Genomic DNA, 16981 nt, shown 5'->3' on the forward strand with positions numbered 1-16981 from the left:
CAACCTTACAGTTAGAGAAAATTTGGAATTTTTCGCTAAAATTTACGGCTTTCAAAATGAAAATACTTGCATTTACAGAGCGTAATTATAAAGAAATTTTACGTGATTCATTAACCGTTTTATTAGGGATAGGCTTGCCAATTATTATCATGTGGCTATTTTTTACTTTACAAAAAAATATACCCCAAATGCCCTCTGATTTATTTCGGATTGAGAACTTAGTACCTGGTGTAGTCGTTTTTAGTTTTTCATTCATCACGTTATTTTCTGGAGTACTTATCGGGAAAGACAAGAGCAGTTCATTTTTAATGCGCATTTTTGCCTCACCAATGACAGCAAAGGATTATATTGTCGGGTACACACTTCCTCTACTATTCGTTGCGATTCTACAAACATTCATATGTTATATAACTGCCTTTATTTTCGGTTTATCCATTAGTATAAACCTATTTGTTTCCATTTTCGTACTCCTCCTAATTGCGTTTCTTTATATTGGATTTGGCATTTTACTAGGAACATACTTAACAGATAAACAAGTCAGTGGGGTTTCCGCACTATTCGTAAACTTTTCCGCTTTTTTAAGTGGTACATGGTTTGAATTGGATATGATCGGGGACACATTTAAAACAATCGCTTATCTTCTCCCCTTTTCACATGCGGTTGATGCTACAAGAGCAGTGCTAGCTGGTGAGTATGGAAATATGATTGTACCTTTACTTTGGGTCATTGGTTATACCATTTTGATTTTCTTTATAGCCATTATGGGCTTTAAAAAGATAATGAGAGGATAGATGTCGAGACTTGGAAGAGCCTCTTAGCAAGTCAGCAGCCAAATTAGGGGTTAAAGCACTTCTATTCAAACTTACAAATCATAATAAAGTTCAATGATCATTAGATAAGTGAATGAAAAAAAACGATTTTCTTGAGACAAAGAAAATCGGATTTTTTCATTCGTTATTACATCTTCTTAAAATTAATATTTCTTACCAACTAATATTTCCAAATCGACGGTTATTTGAGCTGAATTTGCTTCTAAGAGTAATTTAGCTTGACTCTCCGTTGCCGCCCATGATAAAGGAGTCATTTGAACCAGGGTTTGAATGGATGGATTATTAAGTGTCACTGTATAACATAGTCTTGAATGATCCAATAATTGGAAATTCGCATTAAATCGTTCAACAGTAGTCACATTAGAATAAGATTGTTTATCAGATTCATCAAATATAACTTCTCTTAATTCTTTTAAATAGCCACTTTGGGGAACTACTTTCACTAGTAGTCCATCAGCTTTAATCAGTCTGTTAAATTCTGCATTGTTTGAAGGCGACAAGCAGTTCAGTATAACATCAAATTGCTTATCCTTAAATGGTGTATTGGCAAGGTCAGCAACAGCCCAAATTTTATTGGTGTAGTTCTTCGCAGCTACCAATATGCCTTCTTTAGAAAGATCGATTCCTACTCCTGTAATTGTTTTATTATATTTTGAACTAACAATATCGCAAATAGAGGAGATGTGCGAACCCTCTCCACATCCCATATCAATTAAAGATATTGCTCCTTTTCTAATAATATACTTATTTATAATTTCAGCAATTGCTTCGCTAAGTGGTTTAAAAAATCCAACCTCTATAATCAGTTTCCTTCGTGCTTCGAAAAGATCCTTGCTGTACTTAGTTTTTATCTGGTGAGTCGTCAAGTTTATATATCCTTACTTGGTCAAATCAAATGTATGGTTATTTGAGCAGATTAAACTTTTAAACTCAAAAACCATCATTGAGGAATGACAAACAGGACACTTAAAAATGGATTCAAAATTACTTAAATACTCCGCACTCTTCATTCTTTTATTCATTTTAAACAAAGAAGTTCACCTCATTCATTCGTTTTTAGATAAATGAAAAAGGCATAGACAAATAAACCCTCCTCATATTTTAATAAAAATATGAATCGGATCAGAAAATAGTCTATACCTGATACTATCTATAACGAATGAATTGAATAATCATGGTCATAACTCCTTTGGGTAGGTTTACAGGAACTTAACCCATAAGTTACATTACCATGTTAAACTTTTCGTTGCAAATTTATATTTAGCTTTCTAAATTAACAATAGCTGATGTTATATCCATGTGTTTACAATGCAACAATTTCAGCACAGCCGTCTGAAATTAAATCGATTGTGGCGAATGTAATTGGGTTGGGAATATGGTCTCCCAACGAGTACAGTCCAAATTCCATGCCTTCTGATGGATTGATTCGATATTGTTCCAACAATTAATCCCCCTCAATTGGTTGTAACTTTTCTTCAATTTCAGCACGACGACCTTCTAAAAAAGGCGGTAAATCTAATTTTTCTCCCAGTGTTTCAATATCCCCATCAATTGTAAAACCCGGTCCGTCTGTAGCTATTTCAAATAGAATACCGTTTGATTCGCGGAAGTATAGGCTCTTAAAGTAGAATCGATCCACAATGCCCGATGAATGAAAACCACGTGCTCGTACTTGTTTATCCCAGTAAGCAAGTTCAACCTCATCTTTAACACGAATGGCTAAATGATGAATACTGCCACGTCCTGGCTTTTCAGAAGGACCATCTAAAGATTTCACAACGATTTCTCCTAATACTTGGCCCTGTATCGATTGGAAAATTGCTTCATTTTTCATACGTGATACTTCTGTATAGCCAAAAACTTGAGTAAGTGTATCAGCTAATTTATCCAGTCGGCGAACAGTTATTTCCACGGAGCCCATCCCCTGAATTTGATATTCTATTGGTACGTTTGATTTTTGCCACGTCTCCCAATGCTGGGCTTTTTCACCGTCCGACACAAGTAGCACCAATCGAAGGCCTTCAGAATCTTCAAAGTGAAGAGCTGGTTTATTGGCATACGTTGTGATGTCACTGTGTTGTACGCCGTATTCCTCGAAACGGCCTTTCCAATAGATTAAGCTCTCTTCTGTTGGTACAAGCAAACCAATTAGGGTGATAGCATTTGTGCCACGGTATGTGCGTCCAGCAAGTGGCATCTCAAAGAATGATAGTTCTGTGCCGGCACTTCCTGTTTTATCTCCGTAGAATAAGTGATACATCGACGGATCATCTTGGTTTACCGTTACTTTCACACGCCGTAATCCTAGTACATCGCGATAAAAGTAGTTATTTTGTTTTGCATTTTTTGTAATCATTGAAATATGATGATGTCCTGGAATTGTGTTCATAAGTTTTTCCTCCTGCTAATCATTTGATTAATCAAGTGATAGGGTAAAAAAATTACCTTTTCGGCAATTTCTTTTCTACACTATTTTTTTGGACACGTGACATGAGCGAATACAACATTTTTTGTTCCTTTTCTGATAAACACTCATCAAAGAATGAGGATTGAAATTCAAGCTGATCTTCAAAGGCGTTGTCTAATTTTTCGCGTCCCTTATTCGTTAACAAGATCGTTTTCGTTTTCCACTCTTGCTTGCGTTCAATGAGTCCTTCTTTTTCAAGTCGAGCGAGCATACGCGAAATACCGCCTTGTGTCACTGTGACTTTTTCAGCAAGCTCACTTTGTGTTAATGGTTCATAAGTTGAAATTTGCATTAATACATCAAATTGTGCAGTTGTTAAATCAAATTGCTTTAAAAAGTCATTTGATAGTAAATTACTTTGATGTGTGAATCGAGTAAGCCTCAACCAGATTAAAGACCCGCGAGTATTTTTTCGCATATTGTTTATCACTCCCTTTCAGTATAATCACTTTACCACTCAATTGACAAAATCACAAGAGAAATATCTCGAATTCGAAACACTTTATTGTTTTTCTATCCTCAACAAAACCATCATCCCTCCATCTTGCGTTACGTACACCTGGATGAATTCCTTGCGTAGACAAGTTGATTATTAAGGGGATAAACACTTTGGGATATGCTTCGAGCAATTGCAGATGGCGAAGATGATCCTGAGAAGCTCGCAAACTTCGCTCGTCGAACAATGAAAAAGACAAAAGAGGAACTTGAATTAGCACTTCAGGGCTACGTTAACCCAGATAAACGCTTAGTGCTCAAAACAATATTAATCCACATTGATTTCCTAACTGAGCAAATGGAACTGTTAGATCAAGAGATTGCCCAACGAGGCAGCTCCACATGCGATATCACGGATCGCATAGTACCTGTTTACCAGAAAAGAAATATATGTAGACATAGGTGAAGACTACTTTGATAAACAAAGATAGGTATCTATTGTATGCCATTCGGTTTCGAAGACTAGAAAACTTAGGTTATTCGGTTACAATAACAGAGGCTTCCTAATCCATTACTCTCCTTATTATCATCAACAATCAGACGCTCTCCCCTTTTAAAAATACGAATGAGCTGCGTCTATCTAAGTATTGCCATTTTTCGGATCTTACAGAAGTTAATTTTCATGGTAGTTGAAGAAGAAAAGTTGCTTATTCAACTAACGTTCCCGATTACTATATTTATGAGTGAATTTTTCAGTAAAATCCCTTTGTCTGGAATAAGTGTATTAAAAAAAGAAAAAAACGTTTTTTGTTTCTTTCATTTGAATGCCCCACTAACTTAAAGGGGATTCGCAGTTTAGGGGGCTAGTTAGGCGATAATCCCCTTTAATGTGTTATGCCCCATCTGAAACATTGCTGCAGACATGATAAACAGCACCTCCAATTAATAGTTACAGTTATAATAACACGCCGTTTTCTGAATAGAAGTAATATTTACAATACACCATTCATTTGGCCAAATACATGTAAAAAGGCGTTCCTTCACAATCTTACATAAATACCAGTTTTGTTTAAAGTCTTATTCCATTAAATAGCCCGATTGTGGAATAAGAAAAATCCTGTATATCAACACAGGATTTTTAATCAAACTCTTTTAAAAATTAGTAATCTTTGTTTTAAATGATCAATTGTTAATTTAAAATAAAGATGCGACGAAATAAGGAGCATTCGAAATTTACTTAGAAAGGGAGAAGAATTGAATTGACCGAATATATGAATATGATAGAAACTGCTCTGACAGACAGTCATCCTTTAAAACTTATTTTAAAAGGATGGATGGAAGATGGAGCAGGCATTGTCGCTGTAGTTTATGCAACTACAGATCCTAACAAAGCTAGAAGTCGTATTGAGGAGCTAACTTCTGTAGAGAATGATGAAAATTTCTATATGGTTTATAGTGTTCCTTTTGATGTAGATTTAACTCAAATTGGGCATTACCCCTCAATCGCAATTTCTAAAGAAGATTTTGAATAGATGGTATTCACATGTCAGTTCCTGTAGGTTTAAAATAAAAATGAGATTGTTTATAAAAAAGTCACGATGAATCTAGTTTCAATTTTTATAGAAGTACTGATTTAATAGGTTGCTTAAAGATTTTTAATTAAGCTTATTTATAAAAATATTAGCAAAAAAATTAAAACTCTCGTATTTTCATCAAGCTTTATTTAAATATAGGAGTTTTAAATTTTTTAGTATCAATATATTCAACTTATTATTAATTGAGCTTTATTCTAAAGGGGCAACATTCCTGTAATAAATGAACTTTTAAAGGAAATTTGTGAAGAAATGCACTTAAATTAAACCAGCTAATAGATTTTTATTGACAATCTATTAGCTGGTTTTGTGGAAGATCATAAGTACATGTCTTGTTAAACTAAACGCACTCGTAAGTTGAAGAAGGTTCATTTTATTCTTTTAAATTACCAGTAGTTTTTTTCAAAAAAATTATTTATTTCATCTTTATAATTAAATCTATCATTGAGCTTTTGTAATAATTCAATATCATGGGTATGAGTTTTTCCTGTCTCGAGCATTTCTCGATATAAGTTAATATAAGGAAGTTTATTACTGCTAGCGTTTTTTAATTCCTTTTCTACATCATAGGAAATTTTTTTAAATCTCACCTCAGCAATTCCAGTATCGTCAATTTCAAGAATCGCATATTGAGCACGTAGGTCAGAACATAACTTGTCCCATCTGTAAAAAGGCTGTCCAATAGTTCCTGGGTTAATAATCAATTGATCATTGCTACTATAACGTAACAATTGGTGATGGGTATGAGCATAAATAGCAATATCGTAATCATTCTCAAATAACTGATCAAAATTTCTCTGATTATTAGTAGGCCATAACTCTCCCCCATAATTTTTATTTTGTAGATTATGACTAATACTGATAGATAGATTATTAACTTGTTTTGTTAGGTGTAATGGTAAATTCTTAATAAGATTAATATGGTTTTTATCCAAATTTTCACACTGGTACTGAACTAACCTAGAAACATAGATATCAGTAGCGTTATCAAAATCAATCTTTTTATTGAGTACGTCAAGGAAGCTGTCTTCCCAGTTTCCTTTAACATAAGCAGTAACTTTAATACTATCTAATATTTCAAACAAATCATTTGCTCCGGGCCCGGGCATGATTAAATCTCCTAAAAACCAATAGTCAGTGACATTTTCTTTGACAGAATCTTCGACAACTGCTTTTAAAGCACTTGCATTTCCATGGACATCTGCTAGTAAAGCAATTTTATGTTTCATGTATTTCATTTTCCTCCCCATAAGATTGACCGTACAATCAAAATAGAAATCATATTCCTACTTTATCATTTTGTGGGATTTGTGGAACTTGTTCAACTAAACTCCCTTTCGTTAGTGCCGATAGCAGCTATTTCGGGGTCTTGATTTTTTATTCATTAAAATTGGTGGTTCTTCATAACATTTTTATTTAAGTAGAAAGAATATCTGATAAAAATAAGTGCGAGTATAACGAATAATCCACCAATCCAGCTTAAATTTACTATATTCGTATATTGAATAATGATTCCTCCTAATGCAGAGCCTAGCATCATTCCCACATTCATTAATGCGGTATTAAAACTGAGTACTGTTTCAGAGGATTGTGGTTTTAGTGTTATCAGATAAAACTGCTTTGCTGGTGTCGTTGTCCAAGTTGATACTCCCCAAAAAGCTAGTGTGACAAATACACCAACTGTTGAGTACTGTGTTAATGCTAGTACACATAAAGAAATGATATGAAAACATAAACTTAATGATATCGTTCGATTAGGTCCCCATCTGTCTACCGCATATCCTCCAAAGCGTGAGCCAATAAAAGCAAAAGTGCCTAAAACAAATAAAGCTACACTTGTTATTTCTATAGAAAAACCAGCAGTATGACTTAATAATGGAGCAATGTAGGCAAACACCATAGTATATCCTAAAATCCAAAAGATCGTTGTCATTAAACCAGTAAAGATCCGTTTATCTTTAATAATTTGTAGCTGTTGTTTAAATGACAGCAGTTGGTTTCCTTCTATATCTGGTAATAATTTGTAAAGTCCTATTAATAAAAAAACTGTGCCAAGCGCAATGATTAAGAAAATATAGTGCCAATCAAAATGTCCAGCTAAAAATGTTCCGATAGGCACTCCAAGTACTAATGAAACAGTGAAACCTGTAATGACTGTTGCCATAGCGCTGCCTCTTTTTTCTGGAACCGCAATTTGAGCGGCATAATTGGTGGCAACAACAATATATAGCCCTCCACTCAACGCCATAATGACTCTGGATATCATAAGATTGACAAAATTGTAGCTGAAAAATGCAACTAGATTTCCTAGAATAAATATAGTGATGGCATATAAAAGCACTTTCTTACGGTCAAATTTAGACGTTAGCATGACCAATACCAATGCTCCAATGGCATAAGATAAAGAATAAATTGTAATTAACTGACCAGCTATTGAAATTGAAACATCTAATTCAAAAGAAATCAGTTCTAAAATTCCAGAAACAATAAACTCTGCTGTTCCTGTTACAAAAGCTCCTAAAGCTAAAAGTATAATAATTAGCTGGTTTATATTTTTTTTCATTTTGTACATCTCCTTATACTTGAAACGTTGTATTAATCTTAAGTCTTATGTTAACATGAGTAAAATTGATATTTTTAATATAGGAGATGAGTAATCACTCATGACTATTGTGCGATACGAGGTCATTGCAAAAGTGGTCGAGCTAGGAAGCTTTACAGAAACTGCAGAAAAATTAAATATGACTCAATCGGCTGTGAGTCATGCAGTTGCAAGTTTAGAGTCTGAATGGGGTGTCTCTTTATTAATTCGTGATCGTAAAAAAGGAATAACACTTACAGAGATTGGGCAAAAAATCCTTCCGCATCTTCGAGAGATATTAAAAAGAGTGGAAATCATTAACCAGGAAATTGCGTTAACAAACAATTTGGAAACGGGGATTATTCGTATCGGTACTTTTGCAAGTGCATCTTCCTGTTTATTGCCTAAATTGCTTGCAAAATTTCAGAAAAAACATCCCAAGATCGAATTTAAGTTTTTCGAGGGAACTTATGAAGAGATTTCGGAATGGTTGAGTTCAGGTATTATTGACATTGGGTTTGTAGTAAAAGGAAAATCAAATTCGGATTTTGATTTAGTTCCTCTCATAAGAGACAACATGGTGGTAGCTTTTCATCCAGAACACAGATTTCTGTACAAAGAAACAGTGAATATGGAAGACTTACTGGAAGAATCTTTTATTATGCCAACAGGGATGTATCAATCACATGTCGAGGAATTATTTGAAGAAGCGCAATTGAAACCATCCATTCTTTTTGAAGTGCATGACTGTACAACCATCGCTAATATGGTACAGGAAGGACTTGGCGTTACTATAGGTCCAGAACTATTTTTAAAGACTCAACAAAATATTAAGGTTAGCAAACTAAATATTAAAAATAGCCGTGAAGTTGCACTTGCTTGTCATTCTATTGCAAATGCCTCCCCAGCAGTAAAGGAATTTCTTCATGTTGCGAAAGACGTCTTTCACTGAAATAAAAATGGTGGAAAGGAAGCATGTTAAAAATTAACTATTAAATATTTGCAAAATAACTCTTTATAGAAATTTCAAGTAAACCACAGTTATAGTAACTTGGTATTTCTATCTTTGTACTTTTTTTCAAAAAATAAATATATAATGAATGAACGGGAAAACCTAACCATTTGTTTTCGGGTTTTTAGAAAGGTTCGAAAAATTGCGCTGTTGAAAGCTGAACTCCCTTCTACTAAAAAACGAGATAACATAGGATGTTAAGAAACCACTCCATTTAACAAATCACAGGCTTATCCCTTTCTTTGCAAGAAGTAGCCTGGTTTGCTTATACTTTCCCTTGGCGATTGACTAGCTTAGCTTCTTGCGGGGAAAGATTTGAGTGTCCTACCGGCCGGAAGCTTATTCGGCTTGCCCTGTTTTACGATTCGGAAGGTAAAAGGGAAAATAATTAAAAAGACCTCTCAGATTTCTGAGAGATCTTAGACTGACATTTTTAGATTAATATAGTCATTTACTATGAAAATTAACATAGCATTATTAAAATTTTAAAGATATAAATGTTTGTCAAGCTAACTATTTTTAACCTCTTTTATATATTCCCATGTTTGACCTTTATCTTTTGATTGATAAAGTGCACGACTATTACCATTATAGTCTCCATCGGATCCCTGTCCCATCAACAGATTAAACACTCCATCTTCTTCATAAGGCATGCCTGGAGAATCAAAAGGGCTTATCGATTGTCCATTATCTAATTTCACTTTATGAGGTGTAAAATTTACCTTCTTAAATGAAGTACCTCCATCGTCCGTACGATATAATGCTCCTTCATTGCCTGAAGGATTGACTGCTCCTAAAAATCCAAGTTTGTCATCCAAAAAAACTATTCCTGAGGCACTGCCGATTGTCCCGCTAAATGGGTCATTATTTATAACAGTCCATGTTTTTTCCCCATCCATGGTCTTGCTTAGTGAGTAAAACGTACTTCCTAATGCTTTATCTGTAACATTTAGTTTAAATCCGACTTCTTTAGATAGATAAAATTGTTCCTTAGTATTCTTTAATTCACTTTTCTTCTCATTAGAATTTGCATGATTTTGAGTAGTAGATGGCTTACTCCAATTCGGATCTCCTATTAAGTTATATCTAGCAGGAGTAATCATTTTTTCCTTCCCAGGGATGAATACTGATACCGTATATCCAATTATCTCTGAAGTTGCAACTTCCGGACTATACTCTTTTCCTTCCTTATCAATATTAATGATTCCATTTGTATTATATCCCCAGTTTCTTTTTCCATAATAAACCAACCCATACTGATGTTCGTTCCACTTACTAACTACTTGTTTAATCGGAATAGCACTAACTGTTTTAACTAAAGGCTCTACCAACATATCCACATTATAAGTGGGCCCAGCATAACCATTTAATATTAAAGTAATATTTTTTGATTTATTTTTATCAAAAGTTATTAGGTAACTCTCTTCTTTTCCATCTTCATTTTTCCCATATACAAATGTATCAAATGATGTAATTGTTCCATCTGAATTAAATTTAAGTGAAAAATCATTTACCATATATAATTCTTGGGGCAAAGTATGGTCTTTATTTATATCTTCAAAAATACCTTTTACCCCATATTTATATATATTGTTATGTTCAAATTTAACTGACCTTTCATTTTTTAATCGTTCTATATACCATGCAAGTTTACCTCCGTAATTTGTTGCACTTTTATAAATGTTCAATCCATATAATAATGTAATTGCAACAAAGATGATAATCGAAATATATTTCCATGACTTCAAATTAGTTAAACTTTTTAATTTATGTTCACTTTCTTTTATCATTTTAATTGTAGTAAACAAAATGATCGATAATAATAAGACTATGCTTAATAATAAAATATATAGATTATTATTCATTCTTCCATACTTGCATATTGAAGCTAACTCATGTCCAAAAATCCAGTATCCAATTATGAAGATTGGATTTGTTAATAATGAAATAAGTACTTTTTTTACATTTCCCCTAAATATGTAGATCCCCCCTATTTCATCTTATTTATCTATATTGAGTATACTTTGTTTTATTAGATTTTTGCATGATTCGTGATTATCATGTTATACATGAAGGTCCATAAAGCCCAAAAGAGTATCACGGCTTCACCATGAAGTAGCTCCCAGGAATGTGATACCTTCCACAGTATGTTCAACCTTCACACTGTTTTTATAGGGCATTTTTTTATCCAAGAACATTTGAATCTGACTTTCACCTTTAGCTACATCCAGACCAACAACTGGATTCAAAAATTATCTCCTCCTAGTATAGTGGATTGACCGGTAACCTCTATCTACCTTGTTATTCATATCCTCGCTTGTTATACGGGATCACCATGTCCCAACTAGTTGGATAGACAAATGTTTAAAGAGAGATTATTTAGTAAAGTCTGTCTTAAAAGCTGGTGTGGAGGAAATTGCACAATTTATTGATAAGCATTGTAAAGCACGTTCATTTAATTTGGCGCATGAAAGAGCAGAGGGATTAATCAGTTATTTTCGATTTAAAAGGTTTTTCTTGACAATCTATTAGCAGTTTCTAAATGGAGAATATTGCTGTTCTTTCAGCATCTACAAGCACTACTTTAGTTTAGTCTGGGGAGTGCTTTTTTTATGTGTAGAAATGATTGATCCCCAGTTACTTGCTTCGAATTCCCTATTCAATGCCTCTAAGTGTATCCTTTACTTAGAAAGTTACTTAACAGTCAGCTGTGAGAAAAAATAATTCATTAAGTATGATAGATTTCCGACATTTTTTACGAATATATAGGTGAACCCATCTAGAAAGGAGGGGATATATTGGAAAGGAGGGGATATGTTGGAACTTAATGATAAACGGATGATAAAGTTGCTCAAGAAAAAAGATGAAGCCGGTATAAAGCTCTTGCTTCAAACATATGGAGGCTTAATGAAAAGCGTTGCACGTAGGCATTTATATGATTTAGATAGTCATGTTGACGAGTGCATGAATGATGCTTTGTTAGCAGTTTGGCATAATATTGAAGACTTTGATCATGCACAATCCTCTTTCAAAAACTGGATGTTAACTGTCACTCGCTTTAAAGCCATTGATTTATTACGCAAACATGCAAAAGAACGAGATAACACAACATTTGATGAAGCGCATCAAGTTGTATATGAAGATAAGCATGAAACATTATGGCAAAGTGAGTGGGCGGATTTGATTAAAAACTTAAATGAAAAGGATCAGCAATTGCTGACGCTTATTTATGTGGAAGGCTATTCAGCCGAAGAGGCGGCTCAAATCATGCAGACAAATAGAAACAATGTATATAACCGAATTTCAAAAGCAAAGAAAAGATTAAGGAGGTATAAAAATGAACAAAATATATAAGCACCTAAACCGTATTAATATTGAAGAAGATTATGAAGGCGAGGCACTTAGTAATGATGAAGTGAACGATTATTTTCAGCAGTTTAAATCAAATAATAGGATAAAGAAAAAGCCGAAAAAAGCCCGTAAATCTTTATTTGTCACAGCCGCGGCAATCTTATTTTTCATGACATCTGTTGCACTGAATGATGATATTCAAGCAAGTGTTTCAACATTTTTAGATGATTTCAGCTATAATTTATCCAACATCATTTCTCCAAATGCAACAGAATATGCGACAGAAGTAAATCAAGTAATCAGGTTTGAAAATGCGGATCTTAAGCTCACTGACATCGTCATAGATGACCAATTTGTGACGTACAATGTGTTAATTGATGCCCACGATGATATTAAAGTGAACGGTTTATACTCAAAGCCACTTAAAATTAACGGAAAAACATACACAGGCGGTGGCTCAGGACAACTTGGTTTAATTGATGAAGTAAATAATGTTTACTCTCTGGTTATGACTGAACGATTAGAAGATGCCATACCTGAAGGAGATTTGAATATTAGACTTGCCTTCACTGAGCTATCTTATTTTAAAGAAGGTACAGAGTTAAGAAAAAAGATGAATGCAGTATACGAATTTACAGCATCTAAATCATTACTTGCGCAGAACACAAATCAAGTTGCGTTAAACCAAACATTTAGTATTGGTGATTTTGAGATTACCCTTGAAGAATTTATCATAAACCCAGTGACAGCACGATTTGAATCATACGCTTTCAACGCAAATTTAGTGTATGATATTCTCTTAATCGATCAGGAAGGGATGACATACCTTTTTAATTTAACAAGCAAAAGACCAAGTGAAACAAGCGAAAGGTTTGATGCAATATTGAGTTTTAATCCAGACTTTTCAACCGGTACTATCGATGACTTGAAAAATGCTGAATATTTAATCCCTGAGTTTAAGCTCTCCTATACACCAGAGAAAAGCGGTGAAGTACAAAATTTGGAAAGTCCGTCGGGTGAATACGAAAAAATCATTTTAAAATAATTCTGGTGTCGCTCCCTGAAAAATCTTGTTTCAGATAGAAATGTTCCACGAACTAAAGTGAGATTCAAAATAATATAAAGGTTCGTCCTGTACAGAATTTACGGGACGAATTTTTTCACTTTCTGAAATAAATCTGTTTCTTTACTTTTAAAAGTCAGGATCGGAGGGTTATATGAGTTGTGTTTTTTTGTATAGCATGAAGTTATTTTTGGTTTACGTTCTAAATATAGATAAATGCGGATTTACAACGCTAAGGAAATTTAATGTGAAAAAACCGGATTCCAATGGCTATGGAATCCAGCTTTCATGAGGGCTTCTAATAAAACTCGTTATTCAACTATCGCATGTTCGTTAGCTTAAGGTACTTCCGCGATATGAGTAAACGAAGCAAACGAGGTCATTATTTACTTTTATTTAAAGGTACGACTAATTCTAACTCCTTTATTTCTTCACTAAATCCTTCACTATTTGTTCGACTTGGCTTGAGTGTAAATGATTTTGGTATCGTATTCATTGGAGGCAAAGTCAGTACCATCTGATGACCATAGTTTCCAACACCCATGCCTGCTTGTAGTTTTAGTTTATCATATACATGACCATTATCATCGACTACAGAGAAATCAAACCATGGCCAACTATCGTTTTCATCCATTTCAGTAGGGTAATCAATCGTTAGGTCTATTCTTGTTGATAGAGGTGAAAATGTTACTTTATCGGCTGTTAATGTATATAATTCATCAATTGTTTTAGTTGTAGACTTTGGATAAAACTCAAACACATCGCCTTTTATTTTTTCAAGCGGGAAAGCCACCTTCAATTTGCCCTCATAGCCAAATAAATCTTCTCCATGAACCTCAATCTCAATATTATCACCATATTCATTATACTTAGAAAAGGTAAATTGATGATGTTCAATTATTGTTTTCGAGTTTATGTCATCTTGCCCTATTGAACCAATCGCTGGTTTAACTTCTTGTTGTCCATTAATTGTTATATAGCTAAAGCCGGCCTTTTCTTCTTTCATCGAAAGTTCTTTTTGACCTGTGTAAACAACTGTTACGATTAACCGGCTGCCATCATAAGCTGCTTCTTTTACAGTCATTGTTAAGCCGTTTTTACTATCCTGTTTATCAATTACTGTCGTAAGTTGATCGTGTTCAATTTTATCTGAGGCAATGTCTCTAAAATCCTTATAAATTGGACCGATCAGGGGGATATTTGATAAGGCTTCTGCCATGCCTGTTGAAACAAATCCAGAACCAAGCAAAGTTATACATAACCCACATGCAACCATGATTGACTGTTTTGCAGTTCTTCCTACTTTTCTTTTTTTCTTAGCTTGAAAGATAGCCGTCTTCTCCCTCACCATTAGCTTTTCGACAGGTACATTTATGTTGTCGATAGATCGATTGAATTTGTCTTTATTCATATAGATAGCCCTCCTTTAAAATCGGCCTTAGCTCTTTTTTCGCTCTATTTAAGTGGGATTTCACGGTTCCTTCCGGATAATTCATGATGGTGGCAATTTCCCTAATGGGTAAATCGTGATAATATCTCAACAAAATAATGGTCTTAACAGTAGGATTTAAGAATTTAAATGCTTCTGATAAATCCATCGAATGCATTATAAATTCAACATTTTCAGAAGCGATTAATTCTGTAAAGATTTCCTCATTATCTGTAGTAAAATGGTGGGACTCTTTACGAATAAAATCAATGGATTTAAATACTAGAATTTTTGTAATCCAACTCGAAAAACTTTCAGGCTTTTTTAATGTCTTTATGGAAATATAGGCTGTATAAATTGTTTCCTGATAGACATCAAGAGCATCTTGTTCATTTCTAACATATGCATAGGCTGTTCGGTACAGCTTTTGTCGAACAGAACCAATCAGGTTTTCAAATGCTTCATCATCACCTTTTTTTGCTTTTTTCACTAATTTTACTAGATCCATTTTGGTTCTCCTCTCCGTTACACAATAAAGTCGAATACGGAAGTAGATCGGTTGCAAAATAATTAAATGCATTAAACTTTTTATACATTATTTTTTTCCATTTCCTTTAGCCTACGATAAAATGCCGCCTGACTGATTTCTGTAAGTGCACATATCTCCTTTACTGTTTTATCGGTAGTTTTACGTAATTCAATGGCATGATTCATACCTTGATGCTTATCTGTATATTTTTTAACCCTTCCTCGATATTTCCCCTTTTGCTTGGCTAATTTAATTCCTGAACGTTGCTTCTCTTTAATCATTTCTCGATCTAGATCACTAAAGGCAGCCATTACCGTTAAGAAGAATTTACCGGTTGGTGTTCTTCAAACGATTGAAAAGGGATTAAAAAACATAAAAGTCCCCCTTCAGGTAATTAGTTTGTTCAGTGGGACAGGTATCATGGATAAGGGCTTTGTCGAGGAAGGGTTTGACATTTCATTTGCTCTTGAAATTGGACGAAGATGCAGTTGCTATATAGCGAGCAAACCACGGCTACCATGTGGAACAAGGAGATATAACTACGTTTGATAAAGAGCGTTTTAATCAGATTGGTTCACCAATCATGATCGGGGGATCACCTTGCCAGGGATTTTCTTCTGCTAATAGACATTCTAATTTCTTGAATAATCCTATTCATTTAACGGTGAAAGAATTTATTGAATCGATAAAAGCTAATTCTAATTGTCAGGTCTTTGTCTTAGAAAATGTTCCAAAACTTTTTCGGCTGGAGATGGAAAGGTCAAACAAGAAATTTACGATGAATTAAGTGATTTTGAAATTACTTCAGGAGTTTTAACTGCGACAGACTTTGGAGAAGCCCAGGAACAAAAACGAGCTTTTATTATAGGTTTAAAATCGGAAAAATAGATTTACCTAAACCTACTCATACTCCTGATCATTATGTAACAGTTAGAAAAGCATTAGAAGGGCTTCATGAAGATGTTCCTAATCAAATGGATTTTACAAAGCCAAAACTATCAACTATAGAACGTATGCAAACAGTTCCGGAAGGTGGAAATTGGCTTGATTTTCCTGATGAATTTAAAATCACTGGTAAGACTCATAGCTCTGTTTACAGGCGTTTAGCATGGGACCAACCATCAATAACGATAGCGAATCCGCGTAAAAGCAATCTTACACATCCAGCCGAAAATAGAATATTATCCGTGCGAGAATGCGCTAGATTGTTTGGCCAGAAGGATGATTTTATATTCAAAGGAAGTTTATCCTCAATGCAACAGCAAGTTTGTAATGCGGTTTCATGCGATATAACATTAGGATGCATTCAGATAAATTTGAGTTAGTTTAGGCTCTCGTTACTATAAAATGATAATAAAATTTAATTTAGGCTGTTTTCGCATAAATTGTTGAAAAGCCGTCAATGGACGACTTTTAAAATTTAGATTTGAAATTTAAATGTAAAAATTTAGTTTGCTTTTTTATTCCTGTTGAATAAAAAGAACGATAATGTTCCTAATAAAATATATATTATGACTGGAGTAATCAAACTACCCATATTATACCAAATTGAAATTGGTATAATAATCGCAAAAGATGAGAACAAAAATCCAAGTATCAAATTTCCTTTTAATTTTGAACAAATATATCCTTGAATGATAAACATTAACGGAAAGAATACATATATTCCTAATAAAATATATTTACTTTCAG

At 33.9% G+C, this 16981-nt stretch carries 16 protein-coding genes and 3 pseudogenes; 8 read left to right on the forward strand and 11 right to left on the reverse strand.

Features of this window, described 5'->3' with window-relative positions:
• Window positions 1–56: 56 nt before the first annotated feature.
• Window positions 57–791 (forward strand): ABC transporter permease, encoded by a 735-nt coding sequence (locus tag RUH74_RS16670; protein ID WP_313802096.1) that lies wholly within the window; start codon window positions 57–59, stop codon window positions 789–791.
• 182 nt (window positions 792–973) lie between these two features.
• On the opposite strand, the pseudogene RUH74_RS16675 reads toward RUH74_RS16670, so the two are convergent.
• From RUH74_RS16675 to RUH74_RS16690, 4 genes and pseudogenes are all read right to left on the reverse strand, one after another.
• Window positions 974–1852: pseudogene (locus RUH74_RS16675) on the reverse strand (putative RNA methyltransferase).
• A gap of 281 nt (window positions 1853–2133) precedes the next feature.
• Window positions 2134–2271, reverse strand: a complete 138-nt coding sequence (locus RUH74_RS16680; RefSeq protein ID WP_313802102.1) for a hypothetical protein — start codon at window positions 2269–2271, stop codon at window positions 2134–2136.
• A 3-nt stretch (window positions 2272–2274) separates the two neighbouring features.
• A complete protein-coding gene (locus tag RUH74_RS16685; protein WP_313801999.1) occupies window positions 2275–3219 on the reverse strand; it encodes a ring-cleaving dioxygenase in 945 nt (314 codons plus the stop codon).
• 52 nt (window positions 3220–3271) lie between these two features.
• Window positions 3272–3715, reverse strand: a complete 444-nt coding sequence (locus tag RUH74_RS16690) for a MarR family winged helix-turn-helix transcriptional regulator (RefSeq protein WP_313802001.1) — start codon at window positions 3713–3715, stop codon at window positions 3272–3274.
• A 198-nt stretch (window positions 3716–3913) separates the two neighbouring features.
• Between RUH74_RS16690 and RUH74_RS16695 the strand changes: the two genes are divergently transcribed.
• The gene (locus RUH74_RS16695) at window positions 3914–4198 is read left to right on the forward strand and encodes a hypothetical protein (RefSeq protein WP_313802003.1); all 285 of its coding nucleotides are present in this window, start codon (window positions 3914–3916) and stop codon (window positions 4196–4198) included.
• A 793-nt stretch (window positions 4199–4991) separates the two neighbouring features.
• Window positions 4992–5264, forward strand: a complete 273-nt coding sequence (locus tag RUH74_RS16700; protein WP_313802005.1) for a hypothetical protein — start codon at window positions 4992–4994, stop codon at window positions 5262–5264.
• Window positions 5265–5710: 446 nt separating this feature from the next.
• Here the strand turns inward: RUH74_RS16700 and RUH74_RS16705 are convergent, their stop codons facing one another.
• The gene (locus RUH74_RS16705) at window positions 5711–6553 is read right to left on the reverse strand and encodes a metallophosphoesterase family protein (RefSeq protein WP_313802007.1); all 843 of its coding nucleotides are present in this window, start codon (window positions 6551–6553) and stop codon (window positions 5711–5713) included.
• Window positions 6554–6708: 155 nt separating this feature from the next.
• Window positions 6709–7896 carry an MFS transporter gene (locus RUH74_RS16710; RefSeq protein ID WP_313802009.1) on the reverse strand — a complete coding sequence of 396 codons (1188 nt, stop codon included), beginning with the start codon at window positions 7894–7896 and terminating at the stop codon, window positions 6709–6711.
• A gap of 91 nt (window positions 7897–7987) precedes the next feature.
• On the opposite strand from RUH74_RS16710, the gene RUH74_RS16715 reads away from it, so the two are divergent.
• Window positions 7988–8857 (forward strand): LysR family transcriptional regulator, encoded by an 870-nt coding sequence (locus tag RUH74_RS16715; protein ID WP_313802011.1) that lies wholly within the window; start codon window positions 7988–7990, stop codon window positions 8855–8857.
• A 569-nt stretch (window positions 8858–9426) separates the two neighbouring features.
• Here RUH74_RS16715 and RUH74_RS16720 read toward each other — a convergent pair.
• Together RUH74_RS16720 and RUH74_RS16725 are read right to left on the reverse strand one after the other, a co-directional pair.
• Window positions 9427–10782, reverse strand: coding sequence for a WD40/YVTN/BNR-like repeat-containing protein (locus RUH74_RS16720; protein WP_313802013.1), 1356 nt, complete (start codon window positions 10780–10782; stop codon window positions 9427–9429).
• A gap of 240 nt (window positions 10783–11022) precedes the next feature.
• On the reverse strand, window positions 11023–11166 hold the full coding sequence (locus tag RUH74_RS16725) for a hypothetical protein (RefSeq protein WP_313802104.1): 144 nt from the start codon (window positions 11164–11166) through the stop codon (window positions 11023–11025).
• A gap of 565 nt (window positions 11167–11731) precedes the next feature.
• Between RUH74_RS16725 and RUH74_RS16730 the strand changes: the two genes are divergently transcribed.
• Together RUH74_RS16730 and RUH74_RS16735 are read left to right on the forward strand one after the other, a co-directional pair.
• A complete protein-coding gene (locus RUH74_RS16730) occupies window positions 11732–12271 on the forward strand; it encodes a sigma-70 family RNA polymerase sigma factor (protein ID WP_313802015.1) in 540 nt (179 codons plus the stop codon).
• Window positions 12255–13313 carry a hypothetical protein gene (locus RUH74_RS16735; protein WP_313802017.1) on the forward strand — a complete coding sequence of 353 codons (1059 nt, stop codon included), beginning with the start codon at window positions 12255–12257 and terminating at the stop codon, window positions 13311–13313. The genes RUH74_RS16730 and RUH74_RS16735 overlap by 17 nt, the downstream gene beginning before the upstream one ends.
• A gap of 400 nt (window positions 13314–13713) precedes the next feature.
• Here the strand turns inward: RUH74_RS16735 and RUH74_RS16740 are convergent, their stop codons facing one another.
• The 3 genes and pseudogenes from RUH74_RS16740 to RUH74_RS16750 all read right to left on the reverse strand — a co-directional run.
• Window positions 13714–14742 (reverse strand): DUF4179 domain-containing protein, encoded by a 1029-nt coding sequence (locus tag RUH74_RS16740; protein WP_313802019.1) that lies wholly within the window; start codon window positions 14740–14742, stop codon window positions 13714–13716.
• The gene (locus RUH74_RS16745) at window positions 14735–15268 is read right to left on the reverse strand and encodes a sigma-70 family RNA polymerase sigma factor (RefSeq protein ID WP_313802021.1); all 534 of its coding nucleotides are present in this window, start codon (window positions 15266–15268) and stop codon (window positions 14735–14737) included. Before RUH74_RS16745 ends, RUH74_RS16740 begins: the two co-directional genes overlap by 8 nt.
• 80 nt (window positions 15269–15348) lie before the next feature.
• Window positions 15349–15633: pseudogene (locus RUH74_RS16750) on the reverse strand (recombinase family protein); the annotation flags it as partial.
• Window positions 15634–15803: 170 nt separating this feature from the next.
• Between RUH74_RS16750 and RUH74_RS24185 the strand changes: the two are divergent.
• Window positions 15804–16076 (forward strand): annotated as a pseudogene (locus RUH74_RS24185) (DNA cytosine methyltransferase); the annotation flags it as partial.
• 97 nt (window positions 16077–16173) lie between these two features.
• A complete protein-coding gene (locus RUH74_RS24190) occupies window positions 16174–16614 on the forward strand; it encodes a DNA cytosine methyltransferase (protein WP_396230080.1) in 441 nt (146 codons plus the stop codon).
• The last annotated feature ends 367 nt before the right edge of the window (window positions 16615–16981 follow it).

The organism is Cytobacillus sp., assembly GCF_032154635.1.
In the GTDB taxonomy this organism is placed as follows: domain Bacteria; phylum Bacillota; class Bacilli; order Bacillales; family Cytobacillaceae; genus Cytobacillus.

Excerpts from the sequence above, each read along its gene's own strand:
- RUH74_RS16670 (WP_313802096.1), top strand. The coding sequence starts at position 57 with ATGAAAATACTTGCATTTACAGAGCGTAATTATAAAGAAATTTTACGT.
- RUH74_RS16685 (WP_313801999.1), bottom strand. The coding sequence starts at position 3,219 with ATGAACACAATTCCAGGACATCATCATATTTCAATGATTACAAAAAAT.
- RUH74_RS16690 (WP_313802001.1), bottom strand. The coding sequence starts at position 3,715 with ATGCGAAAAAATACTCGCGGGTCTTTAATCTGGTTGAGGCTTACTCGA.
- RUH74_RS16695 (WP_313802003.1), top strand. The coding sequence starts at position 3,914 with ATGCTTCGAGCAATTGCAGATGGCGAAGATGATCCTGAGAAGCTCGCA.
- RUH74_RS16705 (WP_313802007.1), bottom strand. The coding sequence starts at position 6,553 with ATGAAACATAAAATTGCTTTACTAGCAGATGTCCATGGAAATGCAAGT.
- RUH74_RS16710 (WP_313802009.1), bottom strand. The coding sequence starts at position 7,896 with ATGTACAAAATGAAAAAAAATATAAACCAGCTAATTATTATACTTTTA.
- RUH74_RS16715 (WP_313802011.1), top strand. The coding sequence starts at position 7,988 with ATGACTATTGTGCGATACGAGGTCATTGCAAAAGTGGTCGAGCTAGGA.
- RUH74_RS16720 (WP_313802013.1), bottom strand. The coding sequence starts at position 10,782 with ATGAATAATAATCTATATATTTTATTATTAAGCATAGTCTTATTATTA.
- RUH74_RS16730 (WP_313802015.1), top strand. The coding sequence starts at position 11,732 with ATGTTGGAACTTAATGATAAACGGATGATAAAGTTGCTCAAGAAAAAA.
- RUH74_RS16735 (WP_313802017.1), top strand. The coding sequence starts at position 12,255 with ATGAACAAAATATATAAGCACCTAAACCGTATTAATATTGAAGAAGAT.
- RUH74_RS16740 (WP_313802019.1), bottom strand. The coding sequence starts at position 14,742 with ATGAATAAAGACAAATTCAATCGATCTATCGACAACATAAATGTACCT.
- RUH74_RS16745 (WP_313802021.1), bottom strand. The coding sequence starts at position 15,268 with ATGGATCTAGTAAAATTAGTGAAAAAAGCAAAAAAAGGTGATGATGAA.